Origin of the sequence: Streptococcus gallinaceus (genome assembly GCF_040545695.1) — a bacterium.
Lineage (GTDB): Bacteria > Bacillota > Bacilli > Lactobacillales > Streptococcaceae > Streptococcus > Streptococcus gallinaceus.
In genome coordinates this window covers 107749-130089 of the sequence record NZ_JBEPMK010000002.1, presented here as the reverse complement: position 1 = coordinate 130089, position 22341 = coordinate 107749, and the positions used below count along the sequence as shown (strand labels likewise).

General features: G+C 41.3%; 23 protein-coding genes. 21 read left to right on the top strand and 2 right to left on the bottom strand.

The window, feature by feature from the left end; genetic code table 11:
• Positions 1 to 11: 11 nt before the first annotated feature.
• Positions 12 to 881 (top strand): ABC transporter permease, encoded by an 870-nt coding sequence (locus tag ABID27_RS02905; protein ID WP_354280127.1) that lies wholly within the window; start codon positions 12 to 14, stop codon positions 879 to 881.
• Complete coding sequence (locus ABID27_RS02900; RefSeq protein ID WP_354280125.1) at positions 878 to 1636, top strand: ABC transporter ATP-binding protein; 759 nt, start codon at positions 878 to 880, stop codon at positions 1634 to 1636. The genes ABID27_RS02905 and ABID27_RS02900 overlap by 4 nt, the downstream gene beginning before the upstream one ends.
• 60 nt (positions 1637 to 1696) lie before the next feature.
• Here the strand turns inward: ABID27_RS02900 and ABID27_RS02895 are convergent, their stop codons facing one another.
• Both ABID27_RS02895 and ABID27_RS02890 read right to left on the bottom strand, forming a co-directional pair.
• Entirely contained in the window at positions 1697 to 2038 is a 342-nt protein-coding gene (locus ABID27_RS02895; RefSeq protein ID WP_354280123.1) for a CPBP family intramembrane glutamic endopeptidase, read from the bottom strand.
• Positions 2039 to 2194: 156 nt separating this feature from the next.
• Positions 2195 to 2374 carry a hypothetical protein gene (locus tag ABID27_RS02890; RefSeq protein ID WP_354280121.1) on the bottom strand — a complete coding sequence of 60 codons (180 nt, stop codon included), beginning with the start codon at positions 2372 to 2374 and terminating at the stop codon, positions 2195 to 2197.
• A gap of 492 nt (positions 2375 to 2866) precedes the next feature.
• Between ABID27_RS02890 and ABID27_RS02885 the strand changes: the two genes are divergently transcribed.
• From ABID27_RS02885 to ABID27_RS02795, 19 genes are all read left to right on the top strand, one after another.
• The gene (locus ABID27_RS02885; protein ID WP_354280119.1) at positions 2867 to 3277 is read left to right on the top strand and encodes a hypothetical protein; all 411 of its coding nucleotides are present in this window, start codon (positions 2867 to 2869) and stop codon (positions 3275 to 3277) included.
• A gap of 11 nt (positions 3278 to 3288) precedes the next feature.
• A complete protein-coding gene (locus tag ABID27_RS02880) occupies positions 3289 to 3768 on the top strand; it encodes a hypothetical protein (RefSeq protein WP_354280117.1) in 480 nt (159 codons plus the stop codon).
• Positions 3769 to 3921: 153 nt separating this feature from the next.
• On the top strand, positions 3922 to 4527 hold the full coding sequence (locus ABID27_RS02875) for a hypothetical protein (protein ID WP_354280115.1): 606 nt from the start codon (positions 3922 to 3924) through the stop codon (positions 4525 to 4527).
• Positions 4509 to 4904, top strand: a complete 396-nt coding sequence (locus tag ABID27_RS02870; protein ID WP_354280113.1) for a hypothetical protein — start codon at positions 4509 to 4511, stop codon at positions 4902 to 4904. The genes ABID27_RS02875 and ABID27_RS02870 overlap by 19 nt, the downstream gene beginning before the upstream one ends.
• Positions 4882 to 5115: a hypothetical protein gene (locus ABID27_RS02865; RefSeq protein ID WP_354280111.1), complete on the top strand. Its 234-nt coding sequence runs from the start codon at positions 4882 to 4884 to the stop codon at positions 5113 to 5115. Before ABID27_RS02870 ends, ABID27_RS02865 begins: the two co-directional genes overlap by 23 nt.
• Before the next feature lie 284 nt (positions 5116 to 5399).
• Complete coding sequence (locus tag ABID27_RS02860) at positions 5400 to 7061, top strand: ribonuclease J (protein WP_354280109.1); 1662 nt, start codon at positions 5400 to 5402, stop codon at positions 7059 to 7061.
• Positions 7062 to 7122: 61 nt separating this feature from the next.
• Positions 7123 to 7914, top strand: coding sequence for an alpha/beta hydrolase (locus ABID27_RS02855; protein WP_354280107.1), 792 nt, complete (start codon positions 7123 to 7125; stop codon positions 7912 to 7914).
• 26 nt (positions 7915 to 7940) lie between these two features.
• On the top strand, positions 7941 to 8216 hold the full coding sequence (locus ABID27_RS02850; protein ID WP_253363921.1) for a hypothetical protein: 276 nt from the start codon (positions 7941 to 7943) through the stop codon (positions 8214 to 8216).
• Between the two features lie 74 nt (positions 8217 to 8290).
• A complete protein-coding gene (locus ABID27_RS02845; protein ID WP_354280105.1) occupies positions 8291 to 10198 on the top strand; it encodes an ABC-F family ATP-binding cassette domain-containing protein in 1908 nt (635 codons plus the stop codon).
• A complete protein-coding gene (locus ABID27_RS02840; protein WP_354280103.1) occupies positions 10198 to 11061 on the top strand; it encodes an Rgg/GadR/MutR family transcriptional regulator in 864 nt (287 codons plus the stop codon). Before ABID27_RS02845 ends, ABID27_RS02840 begins: the two co-directional genes overlap by 1 nt.
• A 98-nt stretch (positions 11062 to 11159) precedes the next feature.
• Positions 11160 to 12347, top strand: a complete 1188-nt coding sequence (locus ABID27_RS02835; RefSeq protein WP_253363926.1) for an MFS transporter — start codon at positions 11160 to 11162, stop codon at positions 12345 to 12347.
• A gap of 71 nt (positions 12348 to 12418) precedes the next feature.
• Positions 12419 to 13273, top strand: a complete 855-nt coding sequence (rfbD, locus tag ABID27_RS02830; protein ID WP_354280101.1) for a dTDP-4-dehydrorhamnose reductase — start codon at positions 12419 to 12421, stop codon at positions 13271 to 13273.
• Positions 13274 to 13361: 88 nt separating this feature from the next.
• Positions 13362 to 14510: a beta 1-4 rhamnosyltransferase Cps2T gene (gene cps2T, locus ABID27_RS02825; protein ID WP_354280099.1), complete on the top strand. Its 1149-nt coding sequence runs from the start codon at positions 13362 to 13364 to the stop codon at positions 14508 to 14510.
• On the top strand, positions 14507 to 15436 hold the full coding sequence (locus ABID27_RS02820) for a glycosyltransferase family 2 protein (RefSeq protein ID WP_253363929.1): 930 nt from the start codon (positions 14507 to 14509) through the stop codon (positions 15434 to 15436). Before cps2T ends, ABID27_RS02820 begins: the two co-directional genes overlap by 4 nt.
• 2 nt (positions 15437 to 15438) lie before the next feature.
• The gene (locus ABID27_RS02815) at positions 15439 to 16245 is read left to right on the top strand and encodes an ABC transporter permease (RefSeq protein WP_253363930.1); all 807 of its coding nucleotides are present in this window, start codon (positions 15439 to 15441) and stop codon (positions 16243 to 16245) included.
• Complete coding sequence (locus ABID27_RS02810) at positions 16245 to 17477, top strand: ABC transporter ATP-binding protein (protein WP_354280096.1); 1233 nt, start codon at positions 16245 to 16247, stop codon at positions 17475 to 17477. The genes ABID27_RS02815 and ABID27_RS02810 overlap by 1 nt, the downstream gene beginning before the upstream one ends.
• Before the next feature lie 49 nt (positions 17478 to 17526).
• Entirely contained in the window at positions 17527 to 18945 is a 1419-nt protein-coding gene (locus tag ABID27_RS02805) for a glycosyltransferase (protein ID WP_253363932.1), read from the top strand.
• The gene (locus ABID27_RS02800) at positions 18945 to 20690 is read left to right on the top strand and encodes a rhamnan synthesis F family protein (RefSeq protein WP_354280094.1); all 1746 of its coding nucleotides are present in this window, start codon (positions 18945 to 18947) and stop codon (positions 20688 to 20690) included. Before ABID27_RS02805 ends, ABID27_RS02800 begins: the two co-directional genes overlap by 1 nt.
• Complete coding sequence (locus ABID27_RS02795; RefSeq protein WP_354280092.1) at positions 20687 to 22315, top strand: LTA synthase family protein; 1629 nt, start codon at positions 20687 to 20689, stop codon at positions 22313 to 22315. Before ABID27_RS02800 ends, ABID27_RS02795 begins: the two co-directional genes overlap by 4 nt.
• The last annotated feature ends 26 nt before the right edge of the window (positions 22316 to 22341 follow it).

Below are 22341 nucleotides of genomic sequence, written 5' to 3'. Positions count from 1 at the left end.
AAGAGATAGATATGATCATTTCATCGGTATCACAAGGGTTATTATGGGGAATTCTCGGTTTGGGGATTTACTTAACCTTCCGCATATTAAATTTTCCAGACATGACGACAGAAGGTTCTTTTCCACTCGGTGGAGCTGTGGCGGTAACGCTGATGAATCATGGATTTGACCCGCTCTTATCGACCTTAGCTGGTGCAGTGGCTGGTTGCTTGGCAGGACTTGCTACGGGGCTTTTATACACAAAAGGTAAAATCCCAACGATTTTAGCGGGAATCTTGGTCATGACTTCTTGCAACTCTATCATGCTCATGCTGATGGGACGGGCCAATCTCGGATTGCTAGATATCAAGACCTTGCCAAACTTTTTACCATTTGAAGCGGATGTAAATCTCTTGGTTTTAGGCTTGATAGCAGTGATGGTGGTGATTGGTGGATTGATTTATTTCCTCTACACGCGCGTTGGACAAGCCTATATTGCAACGGGTGATAATCGCGACATGGCCAAAAGTTTTGGTATCAATACGGACCGAATGGAAGTGATGGGTTTAGTCATCTCGAATGGCCTGATTGCCCTTGCAGGAGCGCTCGTCAGCCAACAAGATGGTTACGCTGATATCTCAAAAGGGATTGGGGTTATCGTCATCGGCCTAGCCAGCATCATCGTCGGAGAAGTTCTTTATTCTACAAATCTGACCTTGCTTGAACGTCTGATTGCCATCGTTGTCGGCTCCATCTTCTATCAATTTTTGATTACAGCAGTGATTGCGCTTGGCTTTAATACCAATTACCTGAAACTCTTTAGTGCTTTAGTCTTGGCTTTCTGTCTTCTTATACCAGTGCTCAAAGAAAAATTCTTTAAGGGGGTGACCTTATCACGATGAAAGCAATTGTCGAATTAAAAAATGCAACAAAGATTGTCAACAATGGCTTTGATGAGGATAAAGTCATTCTGGACAATGTCAACTTGACTATTTACGAAGGCGATTTTATTACGATTTTAGGAGGAAATGGCGCTGGGAAATCCACTCTGTTCAATGTCATCGCAGGAACTCTGCCCCTGTCTAGCGGTACGGTGCATATCCTAGGCGAAGACGTGACAAATTGGCCTGCGGAAAAACGTGCCAAATACCTTGCTCGTGTTTTCCAAGATCCCAAAATGGGAACGGCACCCCGGATGATAGTCGCAGAAAATCTCCTGATTGCCAAGTTCCGTGGACAAAAACGAGGTCTAGTTTCGCGTAATCTGCCAAAATATACGGATGAATTTACCCGCTTGCTTGGACGGATTGGGAATGGATTGGAAAAACATGTGGAAACACCTGCGGGACTCTTGTCTGGTGGGCAACGTCAGGCGCTCAGCCTTCTTATGTCTACCTTGACTCAGCCAGATTTGCTGCTGCTCGATGAGCATACGGCTGCTCTAGACCCCAAAACCAGTGTCTCTCTCATGCAGTTGACACAAGAGTTGATTGAGGCTAGTCAGCTGACAGCGCTCATGATTACCCACCACATGGAGGATGCCCTCACATACGGCAACCGCCTCATTGTCATGAAGGATGGAAATATCGTGCAAGACATGGCCCACGATGAAAAATCCCAGATGAAACTGGAAGATTACTATCAATTTTTTGAATGAGTAGGGAATGTTAACGAAGACATCAAAATACCACCGAGGATTTCTCCATGGTGGTATTTTTTATAGAACTTGTCTTAAAAAATGAATCAAGAAGGGAAGTGAATTCCAAAAAGTATGATAAATAATTGGATAATAAATACACTTGGTCTTTCTAAAATAGATAGACAGTATGATCCCTGGGGCCAAATAAACCATAAAATCTGTTATTTGTAATCCATTCCACAGAATATGAAGCAAGGAAAATAGAACGACTGAAGCTACAATATCTAAATAATACTTTTTAAAGGGGTTAAATATCTCCATGATAATACCACGATAAACCATCTCTTCACAAAAAGGACTAATGAGTATGATACTGAATGTTACTAGAATATTTGTAGTGCTATCAGATGTAGAGAGCACTACAAATATTCCAGACTGATTTTGAGTAACCGGAAAACATAAAGCGGTAATGATTGTCCAAATTATGTGACAAATCAGGAACAATATAAAGTAGCCAATATAAGATCCTTTGAACTGAAACTGGAAAATATCTCTATTCCCATATTTCCAAAGAATTCATGTTGCGAATATACCAATAACCAATGTCAAAATCGATTGAATGAATTGATAATTAAAATCAGATAACTTCTGAATAAAATCTAAACTCAAAATTGTATTTTTGATGACTAGACTTAACAATAAAACAATAGCTGCTAGGTAATAAAACTGAGTACGTTCTGGATTTTTCTTAAACATGCTCCCATCTCCTTCTAAGCTACTTCAAAAAAATTTGAAGTGCTTATTATGTAAAATATTATTCTTTTTCATCAATTGGTCGCGATTGATAGATAGATTATAATCTGCTGATGATTAAAAGTCAATATAATTTCTTAAAATTTCATATAAAACGGATGGTTTCTACCACCAAGTTTTCATACTTGTATTTCCAATTGAAAAAGTTATCATGTCGTCTGCATGAGTTGATAGTTCAGTGGAAAAAGGGACATGTTATTAGCATGGTTTGCTGTTTCTGTGTCAGAACTATCATGCTGTTCGCAAGGTCGGATTGTCCGTCAAACATATTGCCATGTTTAGAGCATAGCAATTTTGCTTGAGATAAGTACTCACCAAAACAGAAACAGAGTAAGCAGCTTTATTGGAAAGGTGGATTGGTTATTCTTAGTCAGGTTCGGTACAATATAAATAAATATATTTGTTTATGATATACTAAATAAAAAGGAGAATGCTATGTCAAAACGGAAAAAGTTTACAATCGGTGCGTTACTGTGTCTATTAGTAGGAGGAATCATTATGTTTAGTTTGAATCATATAAAGCAAGAGGAAATTGAAGCAAATCGTAATCGAGAATATGAAATTTCTTTGGTTAATGCCTTGAAAAATTCATATAGTGATTTAGAGTTCATCAAAATATCCAACTCAGTAAAAACGGTAAAACCAGGAGATTGGTCGTGTTTCGTTGAACTAGTCTTCACTAATGGAGATAAAGTTAAATATAATTTGGAACATAGTCGAGAGTATGAGATAAACAGAGGAGGGATTTTATCTGAACAAGAATCGAATATTTTAGCTAACCATCAGGGGATAACTACTCAACAGGTGAAAGTGACCTATTCTAATGAAAGTAATAGAGTAATCTAAGAGGAGGATGTATGGTATCGTTTCAGTATACTGATCAACACTTAAATAATTTTAATAAGGGTCATATGGTATATAGTGTAAATTCTAATTTTGTTAGTCGGAATAACACTATAAAAATAATACCTTACGATTCTAATCAAAAAGGGAAATATATTCTCCAAACTCCAGATGGCCAACAATTCAAAGTACTAGCCACAAAAGTTGACAAGGCTACAGGTTTTGATGGTATGGCAGTAGCTCCGATGATTGATGGGAAGGTTGATATTACAAATGTTGCAGTAATTGCTGCTGCCACTGATTTTGGGTTTTCAACAGATGGACAGAGAAAAGATACATTTGGAGCGGTAGTTGCTTCCTTTCCTAATAGTCCTTCTCCACAAGAACCAGTGGTTTCTAAATGGATTGGAGATTTGAAGAAACAATATACCATTGCCCAGTTATCGGGCTATTCTCAATCTGCTTATATGTTAAAAGTTGGCGCACATCATTAGATTCCCACCACTGTCTTTAATGGATGGTTTCGCTATGATTCCCTAACGGATGAAGAAAGAGACTATATTCAGAACCATTTATCTGATTTTATCAACTACCGGAAAACGGATGACTCTGTTACGCATTTTAATGATTATAATGGCAAACAATTTATGTTGAATGACATGGGGACCATTAAATGGGTAAAAGGAAGTTCTCACGATATATCGGACTGGTATTTCGATCCTAAAACAGGGCGTACGTTGGATAAAAAAGGAGGGAAAATAGTTCTTCCCTTGTCGACTGTAGTCCAACAGGGACTTCGAGAAGACATGAAACGCTTCGCTTCTCTCAAGAAAAAATGGAAAAAATCTGGTGGGAAGCTAACGAGTTCCGAAAAACTCTTCTTGGATGCGGCTCAGTGTATGGTCTTGTCGCGGTCAATGGCAGAGGCGGCTAAGTTAGGTTCGGCTAAGGTTGCGAAGTTGAAGAAAAAAGCAGATGCAGAAGTAGAAGCTATTTGGGGTCAGATTGATTTTCATTCCTATAGTGCTTTGACTTATTGGGAAGTGGAGTCACTTTTTGCTTCTAGAGGGGTCAGTCGTTCTGCTTTTGTAGATGATTTTCAAACCAAAACAGCCAGTGTTTCCGATAAATTTCGTCAGTTGTCTGAAGACTTTCAAATGCTCAAACAACAGATTGATAGTGGTGTGTCGGAATTGGAAGCTCGTGATCAATCTTTCGCCAAGGAGTTTACAGGATGGACAAACAGCATATAATCTATGAAGATATACGAAAGAAGGAGCAGGAGTTAGAGGAGATGGGGCTTCATTTTCAGCAACACCTGCGCAAGATTGATCGAGAAGAAGAGGAAGTGACTTCTCGTCGTAGAATCTTGGAGCGAATGATGCAAGTTGAAGAGGAGAAACTCTATCATAGTTTGAAACGTTTTTCCCATGATGGATGTCAGTTGGATGACTTTCATGCACTGATAAGACAGCTACATCGTGAATCAGAGGATATTTTCCATAAGAAAATGGGACAATTGGAGCAAGAACGAGAAAATGCGACTCAGTCGTTTCGTCGGAATCAGATGGTTCTAGAAAGTGAGCTTACAGAAATCAGGAGGCAATATGATGCAAGCACCGATGAATGAATACTACACAGAAAAAGAGTATGAATTTGCCTTAATGCAAATGCGAAAAATGTTGGAACGACAACGAATTCTGGCAGAGGTGTCTGTAGCCATTGCATCAAAAGAAGAACAATTATCTTGGTTCACTAGTAAGGCAAAGAAAGAAGCGACCAGCACTAAATCGATAATTCAACAAGTAAATAAGCAGATGGATACAGCTATTTCTGGGTAATTTCGGACGAAGATGGAAGAAACTGTAAAAGAGACAGTAGTATCCTATAATGATATCTAGAGAGGGTGACCTCTTTTTTTATTTGGTCGTGAGTAGGATGGGGAAGTCTACTGCCGCAGATTCTTTTTTAAAGAATCAGGTCTCACATTTTTTGAAAAAATGATGAAAACAGTGTATAATATAGTTGATATGCGATGAATCGCAAGCTGTAATTCGACTTGCCAACCAAAGAAAAATTGGACGCAAGGGCCGTTAGTAAAAAAATAAACTCAAAAGGAGCTCACATGAGTGAAATAAAAATTATTGCCTTGGGTGGTGTGAGAGAAAACGGAAAAAATCTCTACATCGCTGAAGTCAATGACCAGATTTTTGTCTTGGATGCCGGACTCAAATATCCTGAAAATGAACAGTTGGGTGTGGATGTCATCGTGCCAAATTTTGATTACTTGGTGGAAAATAAAAAACGTGTTGCAGGTGTCTTCTTGACACACGGGCATGCGGATGCCATCGGTGCCTTGCCCTATTTGTTGGAAAAAGTGAAGGTGCCTGTTTTTGGCTCGCACTTGACCATTGAACTGGCTAAATTATTCGTAAAAAATTATCCAGCAACCAAGAAATTTAATGACTTCCACGTCATCAATGCCAAGGCTGAGATTGATTTTGGGTCAACACAAGTTTCTTTCTTTAAAACAACTCACTCAATTCCAGAAAGCTTGGGAATCGTGGTTAAAACAGATGAAGGAAATATCGTCTACACCGGTGATTTCAAGTTTGACCAGGCAGCGGATCCATTTTACAAGACTGATTTTGCCCGCTTAGCAGAGATTGGCCGTGAGGGTGTCCTTGCACTCTTGTCTGACTCAGCCAATGCGGAAAGTCATGTGCAAGTGGCTAGCATGCACGAGGAAGCTACTGAGATTTTGGATACGATTGCGGATTGGGATGGCCGTGTCATTGTGGCGGCTGTTGCCAGCAATATCGCTCGTATTCAACAAATTTTTGATGCGGCAGAAGCAACTGGTCGTCGCGTTGTCCTAACTGGACACGATGTGGAAAATATCGTTCGCACGGCTATTAACTTAAAAAAATTGCGTCTGGTCAGCGAACGCCTCTTGATCAAACCAAAGGAAATGTCTAAATTTGAAGATAATGAACTCATCATCCTTGAAACAGGTCGAATGGGAGAGCCTTTGAATGGTCTTCGTAAGATGTCTATCGGTCGTCACCGCTATGTGGAAATCAAAGACGGGGACTTGGTGTACATTGTTACCACACCAAGCATTTCAAAAGAAGCAGTTGTGGCTCGTGTAGAAAATATGATTTACCAAGCGGGTGGTGTGGTCAAATCCATTACAAAAAATCTGCGCGTGTCTGGTCACGGGAATGCGCGTGATTTGCAGCTCATGCTCAATATTCTGCATCCAAAATTCCTTTTCCCTATCCAAGGTGAGTACCGTCAACTCGATGCCCATGCCACTGCTGCATTGGAGATTGGCATGTTCCCAGAAAATATCTTCATTGTCAAACGTGGTGACGTTATGAGCTATGAGCAGGGAGATTTTGTTCACAATGGTTCCGTGCCAGCAGGCGATGTCATGATTGACGGAAATGCTATCGGTGATGTGGGCAATATTGTCCTACGTGACCGTAAGATTTTGTCGGAAGATGGGATCTTTATCGTGGCAATCACGGTCAATAAGCGGGAGAAGAAGATTATTTCTAAGGCGCGTGTACACACTCGTGGATTTGTCTATGTTAAGAAGAGCAAAGATATCTTGCGTGAAGCGGCAGATGTCGTGAACAATGCTGTGGAAAACTACTTCACGAAAGATAGTTTTGACTGGGGAGAACTCAAGTCAGCTGTCCGTGATGACTTATCTAAATACCTCTATGACCAAACCAAACGCCGTCCAGCAGTGCTGCCGGTGATTATGGAAGTGAAATAAAGCCGATTCCCGATGTTGTCTGTTCAACAGAGGGAATTTTTCTATCAAAAGGAGACGAGATATGGCAACAATACGCATCGAATACAATTCAGAAGCTCTTATGCAGTACCGTGAGGTGACGGTCATTTATCCAGATAGTAGCGAGGTGACAGCCGAGGAAGCCGCTGATACCGATATTCCAGTCCTCTACTTGCTTCATGGTATGAATGGCAATCAGAACTCATGGACAGGTCGAACCAATCTAGAACGGCTGGTTCGTCATACCAACTTGATTGTTGTCATGCCCAATTCGGACAATGCTTGGTATACCAACACCGCTTCAGGTCTCAACTACTATGATGCTATTGCGGAGGAGTTGCCTCAAATCTTGCGGCGTTTCTTCCCCAATATGACACAGAAGCGAGAGAAGACCTTTATCGCAGGTCTGTCCATGGGTGGTTATGGCGCCTATAAGATTGCTCTCAAGACCAATCGTTTTTCCTATGCCGGTTCCTTCTCAGGGGCTATCGGTCTAGGCTTAGCAGGCTTGGACGTGACTGAGTTGACGGATGGCGATCGGACTTATTGGCAAGGTGTCTTTGGAGAATTGGACGACTTGTCTGGCTCGGAGCATATTTTGACCAATGTAGTTGGTGAGCATGATGGACAAACTAAGTTTTACGCTTGGTGTGGCGAGGAAGATTTCCTCTATGCTTCAACTCAAACAGCTGTCAATGAAATGACCAATCTCGGTCTAGAACTCACTTATGACCATACACCGGGCACGCATGACTGGTATTATTGGGAAAAACAGATTGAGATTTTCTTAGAAATGTTGCCAATCAACTATGTTAAAGAAGAAAGATTGTCGTAAGGAAATGCAGTATAAAGGAGAGCGCAATGTGGTTATTATTTGGAGCGGGTGCTGTTATTAGTGCCGTACTGAATCTACTTTGTCTTTTTTATCGCAAGCATGTGGTCTGGTTGGGATTTGTCAGCATATCTCTGGCTGCCTTGACGATATGTGCTTTTTATTCTGATAGTGCTAGTCGTGTATTGCACGAGGATTGGAGTGGATTGCTGGACATCATGCCAATGATGAGCTCAATTTTGTGGTGGTTTATAGGGATTCTTATACTGGTTAATTCTTTGGCCTTCTTTTCAAAGAATAAGTAAATACAAGGCGGTTCAAACCGCCTTTTTTCATCTTCCATATGGCTTCATTGCTCATTTTTTGATACAATAAATTCATGATTATACTTAGTGGAAATAAAATTGAGCGTTCCTTTTCAGGAGATGTGCTCTTTGATAATATTACGATTCAGGTGGATGAACGCGATCGGATTGCTCTTGTCGGGCGAAATGGTGCGGGTAAGTCGACTCTCTTGAAAATTCTGGTGGGAGAAGAGGCGCCGACATCGGGTGACGTCAATACCAAGCGTGACCTGACCTTGTCTTACTTGGCGCAGGATAGCCGTTTTTCATCAGAAAATACTATTTATGATGAAATGCTTCATGTCTTTGATAATTTACGTCAAACGGAAAAACGCCTACGTGCCATGGAATTGCAGATGGGAGAAGTAGCAGGTGCGGAACTGGACCAGCTCATGAAAAGCTATGATCTGCTATCAGAAGACTTCCGTCTTCGTGGCGGATTTACCTATGAAAGTGACATTCGTGCCATATTGAATGGCTTTAAGTTTGACCAAACTATGTGGGGCATGCAGATTTCAGACTTGTCTGGCGGGCAAAATACACGCTTGGCGCTGGCCAAAATGCTACTAGAGAAACCAGAACTTTTGGTGCTGGATGAGCCGACCAACCACTTGGATATTGAGACCATTGCCTGGCTGGAATCTTATCTGGTCAATTACCAAGGCGCCCTCATTATCGTTAGTCACGACCGTTACTTCTTGGATAAGGTGGCGACGATTACCTATGATTTGAACACGCATTCATTGGACCGTTATGTGGGAAATTACTCTACTTTTATGGATTTAAAAGCGGAGAAATTGGCAACTGAAGAAAAGAATTTTGAGAAGCAACAAAAGGAAATTGCCAAGTTAGAAGACTTTGTTCAGCGCAATATTGTGCGTGCATCTACCACCAAACGAGCTCAGGCTAGACGCAAGCAGCTAGAGAAGATGGAGCGATTGGACAATCCGACTCAGGGACAAAAGTCAGCTAATATGACCTTTCAGGCAGATAAGGTTTCTGGGAACGTCGTCTTGACCGTCGCGGATACAGCTATCGGCTACGGTGAGGAAATTTTAGCCCAGCCCATCTCACTAGATGTCAAAAAACTAGATGCCATTGCCATCGTTGGACCAAATGGTATCGGAAAATCAACCTTTATCAAATCCATCGTAGGACAAATTCCATTTATCCAAGGAAGTGCAACTTTTGGCGCCAATGTAGAAGCTGGATATTATGACCAAAATCAGTCCAATCTAACGCGGACAAATACAGTTTTGGATGAATTGTGGAACGCCTTTCCGACAACAGCCGAGGTGGCTATCCGTAATCGGTTGGGTGCCTTTCTCTTTTCAGGAGATGATGTCAAAAAGTCAGTGTCTATGCTCTCTGGTGGGGAACGCGCTCGCTTGCTTTTGGCAAAATTATCCATGGAAAACAACAACTTTCTCATTCTGGACGAGCCGACCAACCACTTGGACATTGATAGTAAGGAAGTGCTAGAAAATGCTCTGATTGACTTTGACGGGACGCTTCTCTTTGTCAGTCACGACCGCTATTTTATCAATCGTGTGGCGACAAAAGTGCTGGAAATTTCCGAGGATGGTTCTACCCTTTACCTTGGTGATTACGATTACTACGTAGAGAAAAAGGCGGAGTTAGAAGCTATGGTGGAGGCCCAGTCCACACCTGCCGATTCTTTAGCGGAAGCTCAGTCCAATGGAGACGATTACCAAGCGCAAAAGGCCAATCAGAAAGAACTCCGCAAACTCACTCGTCGGATTGCAGAAATCGAAGCACGTCTTGAGGTCATTGAGGCGCGTGAGTTGGAAATTCATGACAGCATGCTGTCGACAAACGATATCGGTCTTCTCGCTGATTTGCAAAAAGAAGTGGATGCTATTCAGGCCGAGCAAATGGAGCTGATGGAAGAGTGGGAAAGCCTTAGTGAGCAGGTAGAATAATGCCAAATTACGGAGAGATTTTCAAAGAGTTTCGTCTGAACAAGCAACTGACTTTGACCGAGCTGGCTGACGACCGAGTCTCGGTTTCTCAGCTGTCGCGCTTTGAACGTGGGGAATCAGACCTGTCTATTTCAAAATTTTTTCATGTTTTGGAAAAGTTGAAGCTAACGCCAAGTCAATTTATGAACCGAGTCAGCAATTATCGACGCAATGACCAGATTCACCTCATGGCTCAAATGGCTTGCGCTCATTATCAAGAAGACACGGCGACATTGGCCCAGTTAAAGGCTGGTCAGCAGAACCTTTATATTGAAAAACCGCAAAACAAGCGTGCCCAGCTCAATGCTATCTTGCTTCAAGGAGCCATTTGTGACCTGGACGCTAGCCAGCAGATGACTGAGCAGGATTTGGGTATCGTATCAGACCATCTTTTTTGCACCGAGGATTGGCAGATTGATGAGTTGATTTTGATTGGTAATTTATATCAATATTACAAGACGGATCTGATGTGTCGCCTGGTGGATGAAGTGGTTGGTCGACGCGACTTTTACATGGATATTCCCACTCATAAAAATCTAGTCGAGGTGACCTTGCTTAACATCATTTTAACCTTGACGGAGCGCGGAGAATTGGTCAAGGCGCAGGGTTATGACCAAATTTTAGAGCCGCTTTTGTCCAATGAACGCAATGCCTATCACCGCTTGATTTACCTTTATGTCAAAGGATTTCTTACCTATAAAAATGGAAATGTAAGCGGAAAAACAGACATGCAGCACGCTATCCAAGCCATGGTCTGGATCAACAACCATCACCATGCTCGTACCTATCAAAAACATTTTGATAAGCATGTAGGAGAAGAGTGAATGTGGAAATAATTTTTGTATTCCCACATATGCAAAAAAATAAAAACCCTCTAACAAACTAGACTATAATACTGTCTAGAATGTAGGAGGTTTTTTAGATGAATAAAACGATTTTAAAGCTTTTAACCAGTCGAGCGATCAACAAGATTGGGAATATTTTTTATGACTATGGCAATAGCGTCTGGCTGGCTTCCATGGGAGCGATTGGGCAGCAGTTTTTGGCATTTTACCAAATGGCTGACACGGTAACGTCCATTATTTTCAATCCCATCAGCGGAGCTATTGTAGACCGATTTAAGAGGAGACAGATTCTTCTAACAACGTCTCTGCTTTGTGCCCTTGCCTGTACGGTAGCAGCACTTATTTCAAACGATACCATCATGCTCTATGCGCTGGTGATTGTCAATATTGTTCTTGCCATTTCCAGTTCATTTTCGCGGATTGCCAATAAATCGTATATCACAGAATTGGTCGAAAAGGATGAGATTATTCGCTATAATGCGCAGTTAGAGGCTGTTTTACAGGTTATTGGAGTGGCGTCACCCATTTTTTCATTTCTCGTGATTCATTTTACGAGTTTGCGGGTGACTCTATTGCTTGATGCGCTCAGTTTCCTGCTGTCATTTTTCTTGGTAATGGCTATTAAGCCAGAAGAGAGCCATTTTCAAGTTCAAGCCAATAGCGGACTGACTGTCAAGGCTATTCTCAAGGATATTTGGGATGGGTTAGTCTATATCTATCATGAAAAACAGGTTTTGTTTCTACTGGTATTAGCAGCCTTGGTTAATTTTCTTTTAGCTGGATTTGCTTATTTGCTACCCTTTGCAGACCAACTCTATCATCAAGATGGCTCCTACGCTAGCTTGCTGACCTTGGGTGCCATTGGTTCCATCTTGGCAGCCTTTGTTTCTGGGAAAATCAAGGGCTCGATGACCAACTTATTGCTCAATCTTGGCTTGAGCGGTCTAGGTGTTATGGTGTTAGGCTTATCAGCGATTGCATCGGTTCCAGTGTGGATTTCTTTTGGTGGAAATGTCATTACCGAATTTTTCATGACTATTTTCAACATTCATTTTCTCAGTCAAATTCAGATGAGAGTGCCAAATGAATTAATGGGGCGTGTATTTTCAGGTGTCTTTACCGTAGCAATCCTCTTTATGCCACTAGGGACTTGGCTCATATCAGCTCTTCCCCATGCAGTTCAATTAACTAGTTTTTTCTGGATTGGTGGAGGTGTATTTCTGATTGCTCTAATGGGAATGTTACTGACAAAACGGGAAATCTAAGGCTGAATTGATACATAGTGCCTGCATTTTTGGTATAATTAGGAGGAAATGAATGTTAAAAGGAGAATACCATGATTTTAATTACTGGAGCAAATGGTCAACTTGGTACAGAAATGCGTCATCTCTTGGATGAACGTGGGATTGAGTATGTCGCTGCAGACGTAGCAGAAATGGACATCACCGACGCATCAAAAGTCGATGCCTTCTTTGCAGAAGTGAAGCCAACAATCGTTTATCACTGCGCAGCCTACACAGCAGTCGATGCCGCTGAAGACGAAGGAAAAGAACTCAACTACAAAATCAATGTTACAGGGACTGAAAATGTCGCAAAAGCAGCTGCAAAATATAATGCAACTTTGGTTTATATCTCAACAGACTATGTCTTTGAAGGTCAAAAACCAGTTGGTTTAGAATTAGAAGTGGATGAGCCAGCCAATCCACAAACAGAGTACGGTCGTACCAAACGCTTGGGTGAAGAAGCGGTAGAAAAATACGCAGAAAAATTCTACACCATTCGTACAGCATGGGTATTCGGAAATTATGGTAAAAACTTTGTCTTCACCATGCAAAATTTGGCTGAAACACGCGATACGCTTGGCGTTGTCAACGACCAATTTGGCCGTCCAACTTGGACACGTACCCTGGCTGAATTCATGATATACTTGGTAGACCATAAAGAAGAATACGGTTATTACCACTTGTCAAATGATTCAGAAAAAGGAATCAGCTGGTATGATTTTGCAGTAGAAATCTTGAAAGACAAAGCTGTTACAGTTAATCCAGTTTCTTCAGACCAATTCCCAGCTAAAGCCAAACGCCCACTCAATTCAACTATGAGTCTGGCAAAAGCAAAAGCAACAGGTTTCCATATTCCAACTTGGCAGGAAGCCCTAGAAGCCTTTTATAAACAAGGTCAGGATAAATAATCAGAGCAGGCGATAGCCTGCTTTTTTCTATCTATTCGGTCTGATTTATGGTATAATAATCTGATTATACTTTTTAGAAGTTAGGACTATGAAAGACGTATTTATTATTGGTAGTCGTGGATTACCAGCCAAGTATGGCGGGTTTGAGACCTTTGTTGAACAACTGGTTTCCCGCCGCATTTCAAATGACATTCGGTATCATGTAGCTTGTCTTTCGGATGACAGCCATCATGAACATAGTGACTATATGGGAGTGGATTGTTTTACTGTTAATCCACCTAAACTAGGACCTGCTCGTGTCATCGCTTATGATATGATGGCCATTGCCTATGCCTTGGACATCATCAAAAAAGAGCAGATTCAAGAGCCGATTTTGTATATTTTGGGCAATACCATCGGGGCTTTTATTGTGCCCTTTGCTCGAAAAATCCACAAAATTGGTGGGCAACTTTTTATCAATCCAGATGGTTTAGAGTGGAAGCGTAGCAAGTGGGCCAAGCCAGTACAAGCCTACCTCAAGTATTCAGAAAAGGCCATGACGCGCCATGCGGACTTGGTGATTTCTGATAATGAGGGAATTGAAGACTATATTCAAATAGCTTATCCTTGGGCCAAGACGGCTTTTATTGCTTACGGAACGGATTTGGAAGAGACTAGCCTGACTAAGCAAGATTCAAAAGTGCGCCAATTTTTTGAACAATGGAAGATGACGGAAAAGGACTATTTTCTGATTGTTGGGCGTTTTGTGCCTGAAAACAATTACGAAACCATCATTCGTGAGTTTATGAAGTCGCAAACTAAGCGAGATTTGGTCATTATTTGCAATCACCAAGGTTCCGCTTATTTTGACCAATTGAAACAGGAAACAGGTTTTGAAGGTGATGCTCGGATAAAATTTGTAGGAACGGTTTATGATCAGGACTTGCTGAAGTATATCCGGCAAGAAGCGCGTGCCTATTTACACGGACACGAAGTGGGTGGAACCAATCCTGGTCTTCTTGAAGCACTGTCCCATACCAATGAAAATCTGGTTCTGGGTGTTGATTTTAATCGCAAGGTTGCTCAAGATACAGCCTATTACTGGACAAAATCCGCAGGTCAGTTGGCAACTTTGATTGACCAAGTAGATCAGTCGGTTGAAAATCAGGAAATGGGGCAGAAAGCCAAGGCTCACATGCGAGCAGATTATACATGGGAGAAGATTGTCCGCCAATACGAGGACTTGTTTTTAAAATGAAGATAAACATACTCATGTCCACCTATAATGGTGAACGTTTTATAGCTGAGCAGATACGAAGTATCCAAGAGCAGACTGTTACAGACTGGACTCTGTTGATACGAGATGATGGTTCGAGTGACCAAACTCCTGAGATTATTCAAGCATTTGCTCAAGAGGATAGTCGTATTCGGTTCATTAATGCTAGGGAGCGCAAGAACTACGGGGTTATCAAAAATTTCTATACTCTGCTGAAATACGAAGAGGCTGACCTCTACTTTTTCTCTGATCAGGATGACATCTGGTTGCCGGAAAAAATTGCCATGACCTTGGCAGAAGCCGATCACTATTCAGCTGAGGAGCCCTTGCTCATTTATACAGACCTGAAAGTGGTTAATCAAGACTTAAAGGTAAGTTCTGAGTCCATGATTCGTAGTCAGTCACATCATGCTAATACACAATTGGTCCAAGAACTGACTGAAAACACGGTCACTGGTGGCACTATGATGATCAATCATAGCTTGGCACAGTTGTGGCAAGGTGATGAAGAAATTCTTATGCACGACTGGTATTTAGCACTACTGGCAGCGGCTTTTGGTAAACTAGTTTACATCGACAAGGCTGGCGAGTTATATCGTCAGCACGATAGCAATGTCCTTGGAGCCCGTACTTTGTCAAAACGGATGCAAAATTGGATTCGTCCACAGCTCTTATTTTCCAAATATTGGAGTCTTATAAAAGGTACTCAGCTACAAGCACGTTACCTCCTATCCCATCCCTTATCTCCTGAAAATCGTGAAATGGTTCAGGCCTTTGTGGACATCATGGAAAAAGGATTCTTGGAGAGAGCACGGGTGCTGAGACGCTATGGATTTAGAAAAAACAAGGCTTTTCATACCTTTGTTTTCACCGTTTTAATACTAACAAAATTTGCCTATAAGGAGTAATCATGGATATTTTTTCCAAGAAAAATCGTATTCTTTTGAAAGAATTGATTAAAACAGATTTTAAATTACGCTACCAGGGTAGTGTTGTCGGCTATATGTGGTCCATTTTGAAACCGCTGATGCTCTTTGCTATTATGTATACTGTCTTTATACACTTTCTTCGTATGGGGAATGACGTGCCTCACTTTGCAGTTGCCCTCTTGCTAGGGAATGTCATCTGGTCTTTCTTTTCTGAAGCGACCAATATGGGGATGGTTTCGATTGTCAGCCGAGGAGATTTGCTTCGTAAGCTGAATTTTTCTAAACATATTATCGTCTTATCAGCTATTTGTGGTGCCATGATTAACTTTGCTATAAACTTGATTGTGGTCTTGATTTTTGCAGCTATCAACGGTGTAAAGGTTGAGTGGAGCCTGGTTGCTTTTATCCCATTCCTCTTTATTGAGCTCTTCCTTTTGGCCTTTGGTGTAGCCTTGCTCTTGTCTGCCCTCTTTGTGAAGTTCCGTGATTTGGGACAAATTTGGGAAGTTGTGATGCAGGCAGGCCTCTATGCAACGCCAATCATCTACTCAATTGGATTTGTTAGAGAGCGCAGTGTGCTAGCTGCTAAACTCATCATGCTCAACCCACTCGCACAGATTATCCAAGATGCACGTTATATCTTGATGGATAGAGCTAATATTCCAATCTGGCAATTGTCACATAACTGGATGTATATCCTTTTCCCATATGTGGTTCCAGTTTTTGTTTTTGCGATTGGTTTGATGGTATTCAATAAAAATGCCAAACGTTTTGCGGAGATTATCTAATGACAGACAAAAATATTGCAGTAAAAGTAGACCATGTCAGCAAGTTTTTCCGCTTGCCGACAGAACAGACCTACAGCTTGCGAACAGCTATGGTCAACCGTTTTAAAGGAATAAAAGGCTACCGGGAACAACATGTTCTAAAAGACATTTCTTTTGAAGTTGAAAAAGGAGATTTCTTTGGGATTGTTGGACGAAATGGTTCAGGTAAGTCTACTCTCTTAAAAATCATTTCTCAGATTTATGAGCCTGAAAAAGGTTCTGTAACCATTGATGGAAAATTAGTTTCCTTTATCGAGCTCGGTGTCGGATTCAACCCTGAATTGACTGGTCGTGAGAATGTCTACATGAATGGAGCTATGCTTGGCTTCACAACTGAAGAAATTGATAGCATGTATGACGATATTGTCGAGTTTGCAGAGTTGAAAGACTTCATGAACCAAAAACTCAAGAACTACTCAAGCGGGATGCAGGTGCGACTTGCCTTTTCCGTAGCTATCAAGGCACAAGGTGATATCTTGATTTTGGACGAAGTTCTTGCGGTCGGAGACGAAGCCTTCCAGCGTAAGTGTAATGATTATTTCATGGAGCGCAAAAAAAGCGGCAATACAACTATCCTTGTAACCCACGACATGGGCGCAGTAAAAAAATATTGTAACAAGGCAGTCTTGATTGAGCATGGCTTGGTAAAAGCTTTGGGCAATCCAGAAAATGTAGCCAATCAATACAGCTTTGATAACACAGTTCCTCTTCACCATGAAAATCATGAAACAGAAGAAGTGGTCGAAGAAGTAGAGGAGGAAAAAGCAAGAGTGGAGAACTTCCAGTTGCAGCTCTTGAGTCCTGCTCAAATAACACCAAAAGATACTATTCATTTTCAAATTGATTATGATGTATTAGAAGACATTGAGACGTATATCGCCCTGTCCTTGACAGACATCGACCGAAATATCTGGATTTACAATGATAACTCGATGGATAGCAAGCAGTCAGGTTCTGGTCACAAAACGGTGCACTATACTTGCTCGATGCCGACAGTTAATGACTTGAAAATGAAATTAGAAGTGACAGTCCGTGACCAAGATGGCAATATGTTGGCTTTTTCGGATGCTACTCAGATGCCGATTATCTTTATCGCGCGCGATGATATTGCTCCAGATGACCTTTCTGCCTTGGATTCAGCAAGTGGCTTGATTCAGCGAAATGGTCAGTGGACATTCCACAATGAAAAATAAGAAAGAGTGGCCAATTCAGTTGGAACTCGTTTGAATGGAAGAGGTTTTTATGACAGAAACTCCACTTGTTTCTATTATTTGTACAGTCTACAATAAGGCGCCGTGGTTGCAGCAGACTCTAGGGAGTCTTCTTGCACAAGAAACGGATTTTCTATTTGAAGTGCTGATTGTGGACGATGCCTCAACGGATCATTCGGTACAGATTATTCAAGAGGTTGCGCAGTCTCATCCTGAGCAAGTTCGTGTATTTCTAAATGAGGAAAATCAAGGAATTTCCAAGACTTGGGTTGCGATTTGTCAGGAAGCAAGAGGCCATTACATTGCGCGCTGTGATGGGGATGACTTCTGGTTGGACCCTCACAAATTACAGAAACAATTGACTTTGTTGCAGGAAACGGGTGCTAAGTGGTCCAATACAGATTTTGATATCTATGATGAAAATGGCAACTTTGTTTCAGCTGCTGGTTTCCAAAATGGGACGATTCCATTAGCAGATACCTTTGAGAAGATGTTAGCAACTCGTGGTTTTACTATGGCTTCCACTTGGCTTGTCGAGCGTCAATTGATGCTGGAAGTCAATAGTCAACTAGATCTGACAACGTCTGACGACACTTTTAATCTGCAGATGGACCTGTTCCAACGAACGACATTGGCCTATCTTCCAGAAGCAACAGTGGCTTATCGGATCAACCAAGGCTCTGACTCGCGCCCCAAAGATTTTCAAAAGTTAGAACATCGCTTTAACAAGCTCTTGGAAACGCAAAATGATTATCTCGACAAGTATCCGACCAGTGATTACCGTGAGATGTTACGGATTTTATTGGAGCGCAACAACAACTATGAATTGACTCTGACACAGCAAGCGGCTGGTTTGGAACAACTTGGTTTTGAGCGGGTGACTATTTATTTTGATTGTGATGACAAAGGCTTTAATCAAGAGGAGATTTTACAAGTACCATTAGAGAAAAATGGGAAAGTAGCTATCCACTTGCCAGACAATTGCCATCGTATTCGGATTGACTTGTCTGAACGCCCTAGTTTTTATTCATTCGTAAAATTGCAAGCTGACTCTACTCAAACGCGTCTGCTTCCTCAGTACATGAATGGAAGTGTCTTGAGTGGGAATGTCATTTTCCCAAGCCCAGACCCACAGATGATTTATGAAATCGATACGGAGATGTATGGCCGTGATTTCACCTTGTCGTATGAAGTGGCTGAACTCAATAATCTCTACTCGGACGATTATCTTGCTAAAGTATTGGCACAAGGTTGGGCCAATGAAAAACTCTTGGTTCATGATTTGACACACGAAAAAGTTGCGACCATCCAAGAATTGTCACAACTTCGATCATTGGTAGAGAAGCAACAAGTAGACTTAGAAGAAGTGACCCTTCTCTATAATGCCGTCACTCATTCCCGTCGTTGGACCATTCCAACAAAAATAATCAATTTCTTTAGGAGAAAGTAATGAAGCGCCTACTCTTATATGTGCATTTCAATAAATTCAATTCACTTAGTGCGCATGTCACCTACCAACTGGAACAAATGCGACCACTATTTTCAAAGGTTATTTTTATCTCAAATAGTGAGCTGGCTGCAGATGTGGAGTCGGGATTGCGGGAGCGTCAATTGATTGATGACTGCGTCCGCCGTGAAAATGTTGGATTTGACTTTGCGGCATGGCGAGATGGGATGAATGTCATTGGTTTTGATACTCTCAAAGAATATGATTCCGTAACGCTCATGAACGATACCTGTTTTGGCCCCTTGTGGGATATGAATGAGGTTTATCAACGTTTTGAAAATGACCCTGAAGTGGATTTCTGGGGAATGACCAATTTCAGAGCCAATTCACAATTTCGTGAGCACATCCAAAGTTACTATCTTTCTTTTTCAAATTCCGTTATTCAGTCTCAAGCCTTCCAGGATTTTTGGATGAATCTCCAAAACTTTACAAATGTACAAGATGTTATCGACAACTATGAAACACGTGTGACAACAGTTTTGACAGATGCGGGATTCAAGTACAAGACGGTATTGGATACAGTTGATTTGGATACAACGGGGATGTTGCATCCAGACTTCTCTTACTACAATCCAACGGCGATTTTGAAGCACAAAGTTCCGTTTATCAAGGTCAAGACAATTGATGCCAATCAGCATATCACGCCATATATTTTGGATGAAATTGACCGTTGTTCAGATTACCCAGTTGATTTGATTGTGACACACATGTCCAATATCAATTATCCAGACTTCAAATATCTCTTGGGGCGCAAGTACTTAAAACCAGCTCAAGCAGATTTTTCAGGTCAAAAGGTTGCTGTTCATCTACATGTTTTCTATGTGGATCTGTTGCAGGAGTTTTTAGATGCTTTTGGTCATTTTCATTTTGACTATGATTTATTTATCACGACAGATGTGGCTCAAAAAGAAGAGGCTATTCAAGCAATTTTGGACGAAAACAATCGTCCGGCCCAGATTTTTGTCACAGGAAATATCGGTCGGGATGTCTTGCCCATGCTGAAATTGAAAGAGCAGTTGCAGGACTATGATTTCGTTGGTCATTTCCATACCAAGAAGTCCAAGGAAGCAGATTTTTGGGCCGGCGAGTCTTGGCGGAAAGAATTGATTGAGATGTTGATTGTACCAGCAGATAATATTTTGGCAAACCTTATCCAAGAAGATAGTTTGGGAATGGTGATTGCCGATATTCCGACCTTCTTCCGCTACAATAAAATTGTGGATGCCTACAATGAAAATCAAATCGCTCCAGCTATGAATGACTTGTGGGAGCAGATGGGCTTGCAGAAAACTATCGATTTTAATGCCTTGCACACCTTTGTCATGTCCTACGGAACCTATGTTTGGTTCAAGTATGACGCCCTCAAGCCTCTTTTTGATCTGAACTTGACGGATGAGGATGTGCCAGCAGAACCTCTGCCACAAAATTCCATTCTTCATGCTATCGAACGTCTTTTGATTTATATTGGATGGGCTAAGCAGTACGACTTCCGCATTGCTCCAAACCCAGTCCCATTAACAGCCTTCATTGACAACAAATTGCTCAATGAAAGAGGAGATGCGCTTCCTCATACCTATGTCAACTTTGACCACTTAGGAGGTATCAAAGGCGCAGCTAAATATATTTTCATCGGACCAGCGCGTGCGATAAAATATATTTTAAAACGATTAAGGAGCAAAATGAATTGAAATTTTTTGAAAATAGAAAAGGATTTCTACTGACCATCAGTAAGTATATCTTTTCATTTATCCTCCTATGTCTAGCCTACACGTCAAATGGAGGAAAACGATTTTTAATTGTAGGCTTGCTAGAGCTTGTTATCATTGCTATGATGACAAATGCGCTACTAAAAGTAGATAAGAAATGGACTAATATTGCAGCTTATTTATTCAATATTGTCTTGCTGTTTTTATACAATGCCCAAAATTTAGTCATGTTCTTTGGTCGTTCCTTTACGACCTTGGTCATGCTTACAAATTTGGAATCCTTAGAATCACTCAAAGGAAATGCCCTGGCTATTGGAGTTGGAGTTCTAGCCTTGCTCGTCTTCACCTTCTTGCCAGTTTCACGATTGGAATTTAAGCTTGTACGGACAAGTTGGATTTTGTCAACGGTATTATTGTTGGAGTTGGCAATGACAGCTTTATACGGCAATAGTTATTCGCCTATTTTTGCGGTTTATCGTTTAGGATTAGATGCCCGCGTGTACCAGCAACAAATGGCTGCGATAGCGGATCAACCAGACCAGACGAAGAAATTCTATAAACCAGAAATCAAGTCTTCCATCGAAAAACCTGATAGCTTGCCTGACCAACCAAATGTCGTCTTGATTTTTGCAGAAGGGCTGTCTCAGAATATCATTGATGATGAGCGTAATGTGATGCCGCATTTGAAGGAATTACAAGCCAAATCATTGAATTTCACAAATTATTACAATCACACTTTTGCGACTTATCGTGGATTGATTGGGCAATTGTATTCAGGATATCAGTTAAATAACTATGATTCAAATAGTCTTATTTCCATGCAAGATATTTTGGCAGATCAAGGTTACCAAACGACCTTTATCAATACTGAGCCTGCAAACACACAATTTACAACTTACTTAGAGAGCTTGAATTTCCAAGAGCTGATCAATGATGCTTCTAAGGCTGATGGTGTGAATGGTAGCTTGACAGATAAGACAGCTTTTGATGTCCTTTATAAGACCATTTCGCAGAAAAGCAAATCAGAACAACCGTTCTTTACAGCCATGTATACCTACGGAACACACATGAGCTTTGATACAGCGGACAAGAGTTTTGGAGATGGCAGTCTGGATTTATTAGATCGATTTTACAATTTTGACTACCATTTCAATAATTTCTTGAAGAAATTTGACGAAAGCGGGTTGTCTGAAAATACGATTTTGGTCTTTACAGCTGATCATTCAACTTTCCAAGATAAAGACTTTACTCAGGCTTACCCAGATTATCCTCGTGTTAACTCGGATGTTGACCGTATGCCACTCTTTATCTACCATAAGGGAGTGTTGGACTATGATCGAGATGTTGAGGGACGCAACTCTCTCAGCATGGCACCAACTGTTCTGGATTATTTAGATATTAGCGCACCAAACTACTTCTTGGGTCAATCATTGTTCTTCTATAAGGAAAACAATAACTCATTTGATACGGTATTTTATGACAATGCCTATCTGTTGAGTACAGACCATGCAGCAATTAGCAGTTTATCTGAAACGAATGAGCAAACGGTTCGAACATTGTTGGACCAGTATTTTGCAGCAAAAACTCAGCTACCTCAAAAACCCTAGAATAGAGCGAGGAGGCGTTGACAACC

Bases quoted from the DNA above. Each gene is read 5' to 3' on its own strand.
- ABID27_RS02905 (WP_354280127.1), top strand. From the start codon at position 12: ATGATCATTTCATCGGTATCACAAGGGTTATTATGGGGAATTCTCGGT.
- ABID27_RS02900 (WP_354280125.1), top strand. From the start codon at position 878: ATGAAAGCAATTGTCGAATTAAAAAATGCAACAAAGATTGTCAACAAT.
- ABID27_RS02890 (WP_354280121.1), bottom strand. From the start codon at position 2,374: ATGTTTAAGAAAAATCCAGAACGTACTCAGTTTTATTACCTAGCAGCT.
- ABID27_RS02885 (WP_354280119.1), top strand. From the start codon at position 2,867: ATGTCAAAACGGAAAAAGTTTACAATCGGTGCGTTACTGTGTCTATTA.
- ABID27_RS02880 (WP_354280117.1), top strand. From the start codon at position 3,289: ATGGTATCGTTTCAGTATACTGATCAACACTTAAATAATTTTAATAAG.
- ABID27_RS02875 (WP_354280115.1), top strand. From the start codon at position 3,922: ATGTTGAATGACATGGGGACCATTAAATGGGTAAAAGGAAGTTCTCAC.
- ABID27_RS02870 (WP_354280113.1), top strand. From the start codon at position 4,509: ATGGACAAACAGCATATAATCTATGAAGATATACGAAAGAAGGAGCAG.
- ABID27_RS02865 (WP_354280111.1), top strand. From the start codon at position 4,882: ATGATGCAAGCACCGATGAATGAATACTACACAGAAAAAGAGTATGAA.
- ABID27_RS02860 (WP_354280109.1), top strand. From the start codon at position 5,400: ATGAGTGAAATAAAAATTATTGCCTTGGGTGGTGTGAGAGAAAACGGA.
- ABID27_RS02855 (WP_354280107.1), top strand. From the start codon at position 7,123: ATGGCAACAATACGCATCGAATACAATTCAGAAGCTCTTATGCAGTAC.
- ABID27_RS02850 (WP_253363921.1), top strand. From the start codon at position 7,941: ATGTGGTTATTATTTGGAGCGGGTGCTGTTATTAGTGCCGTACTGAAT.
- ABID27_RS02845 (WP_354280105.1), top strand. From the start codon at position 8,291: ATGATTATACTTAGTGGAAATAAAATTGAGCGTTCCTTTTCAGGAGAT.
- ABID27_RS02840 (WP_354280103.1), top strand. From the start codon at position 10,198: ATGCCAAATTACGGAGAGATTTTCAAAGAGTTTCGTCTGAACAAGCAA.
- ABID27_RS02835 (WP_253363926.1), top strand. From the start codon at position 11,160: ATGAATAAAACGATTTTAAAGCTTTTAACCAGTCGAGCGATCAACAAG.
- rfbD (WP_354280101.1), top strand. From the start codon at position 12,419: ATGATTTTAATTACTGGAGCAAATGGTCAACTTGGTACAGAAATGCGT.
- cps2T (WP_354280099.1), top strand. From the start codon at position 13,362: ATGAAAGACGTATTTATTATTGGTAGTCGTGGATTACCAGCCAAGTAT.
- ABID27_RS02820 (WP_253363929.1), top strand. From the start codon at position 14,507: ATGAAGATAAACATACTCATGTCCACCTATAATGGTGAACGTTTTATA.
- ABID27_RS02815 (WP_253363930.1), top strand. From the start codon at position 15,439: ATGGATATTTTTTCCAAGAAAAATCGTATTCTTTTGAAAGAATTGATT.
- ABID27_RS02810 (WP_354280096.1), top strand. From the start codon at position 16,245: ATGACAGACAAAAATATTGCAGTAAAAGTAGACCATGTCAGCAAGTTT.
- ABID27_RS02805 (WP_253363932.1), top strand. From the start codon at position 17,527: ATGACAGAAACTCCACTTGTTTCTATTATTTGTACAGTCTACAATAAG.
- ABID27_RS02800 (WP_354280094.1), top strand. From the start codon at position 18,945: ATGAAGCGCCTACTCTTATATGTGCATTTCAATAAATTCAATTCACTT.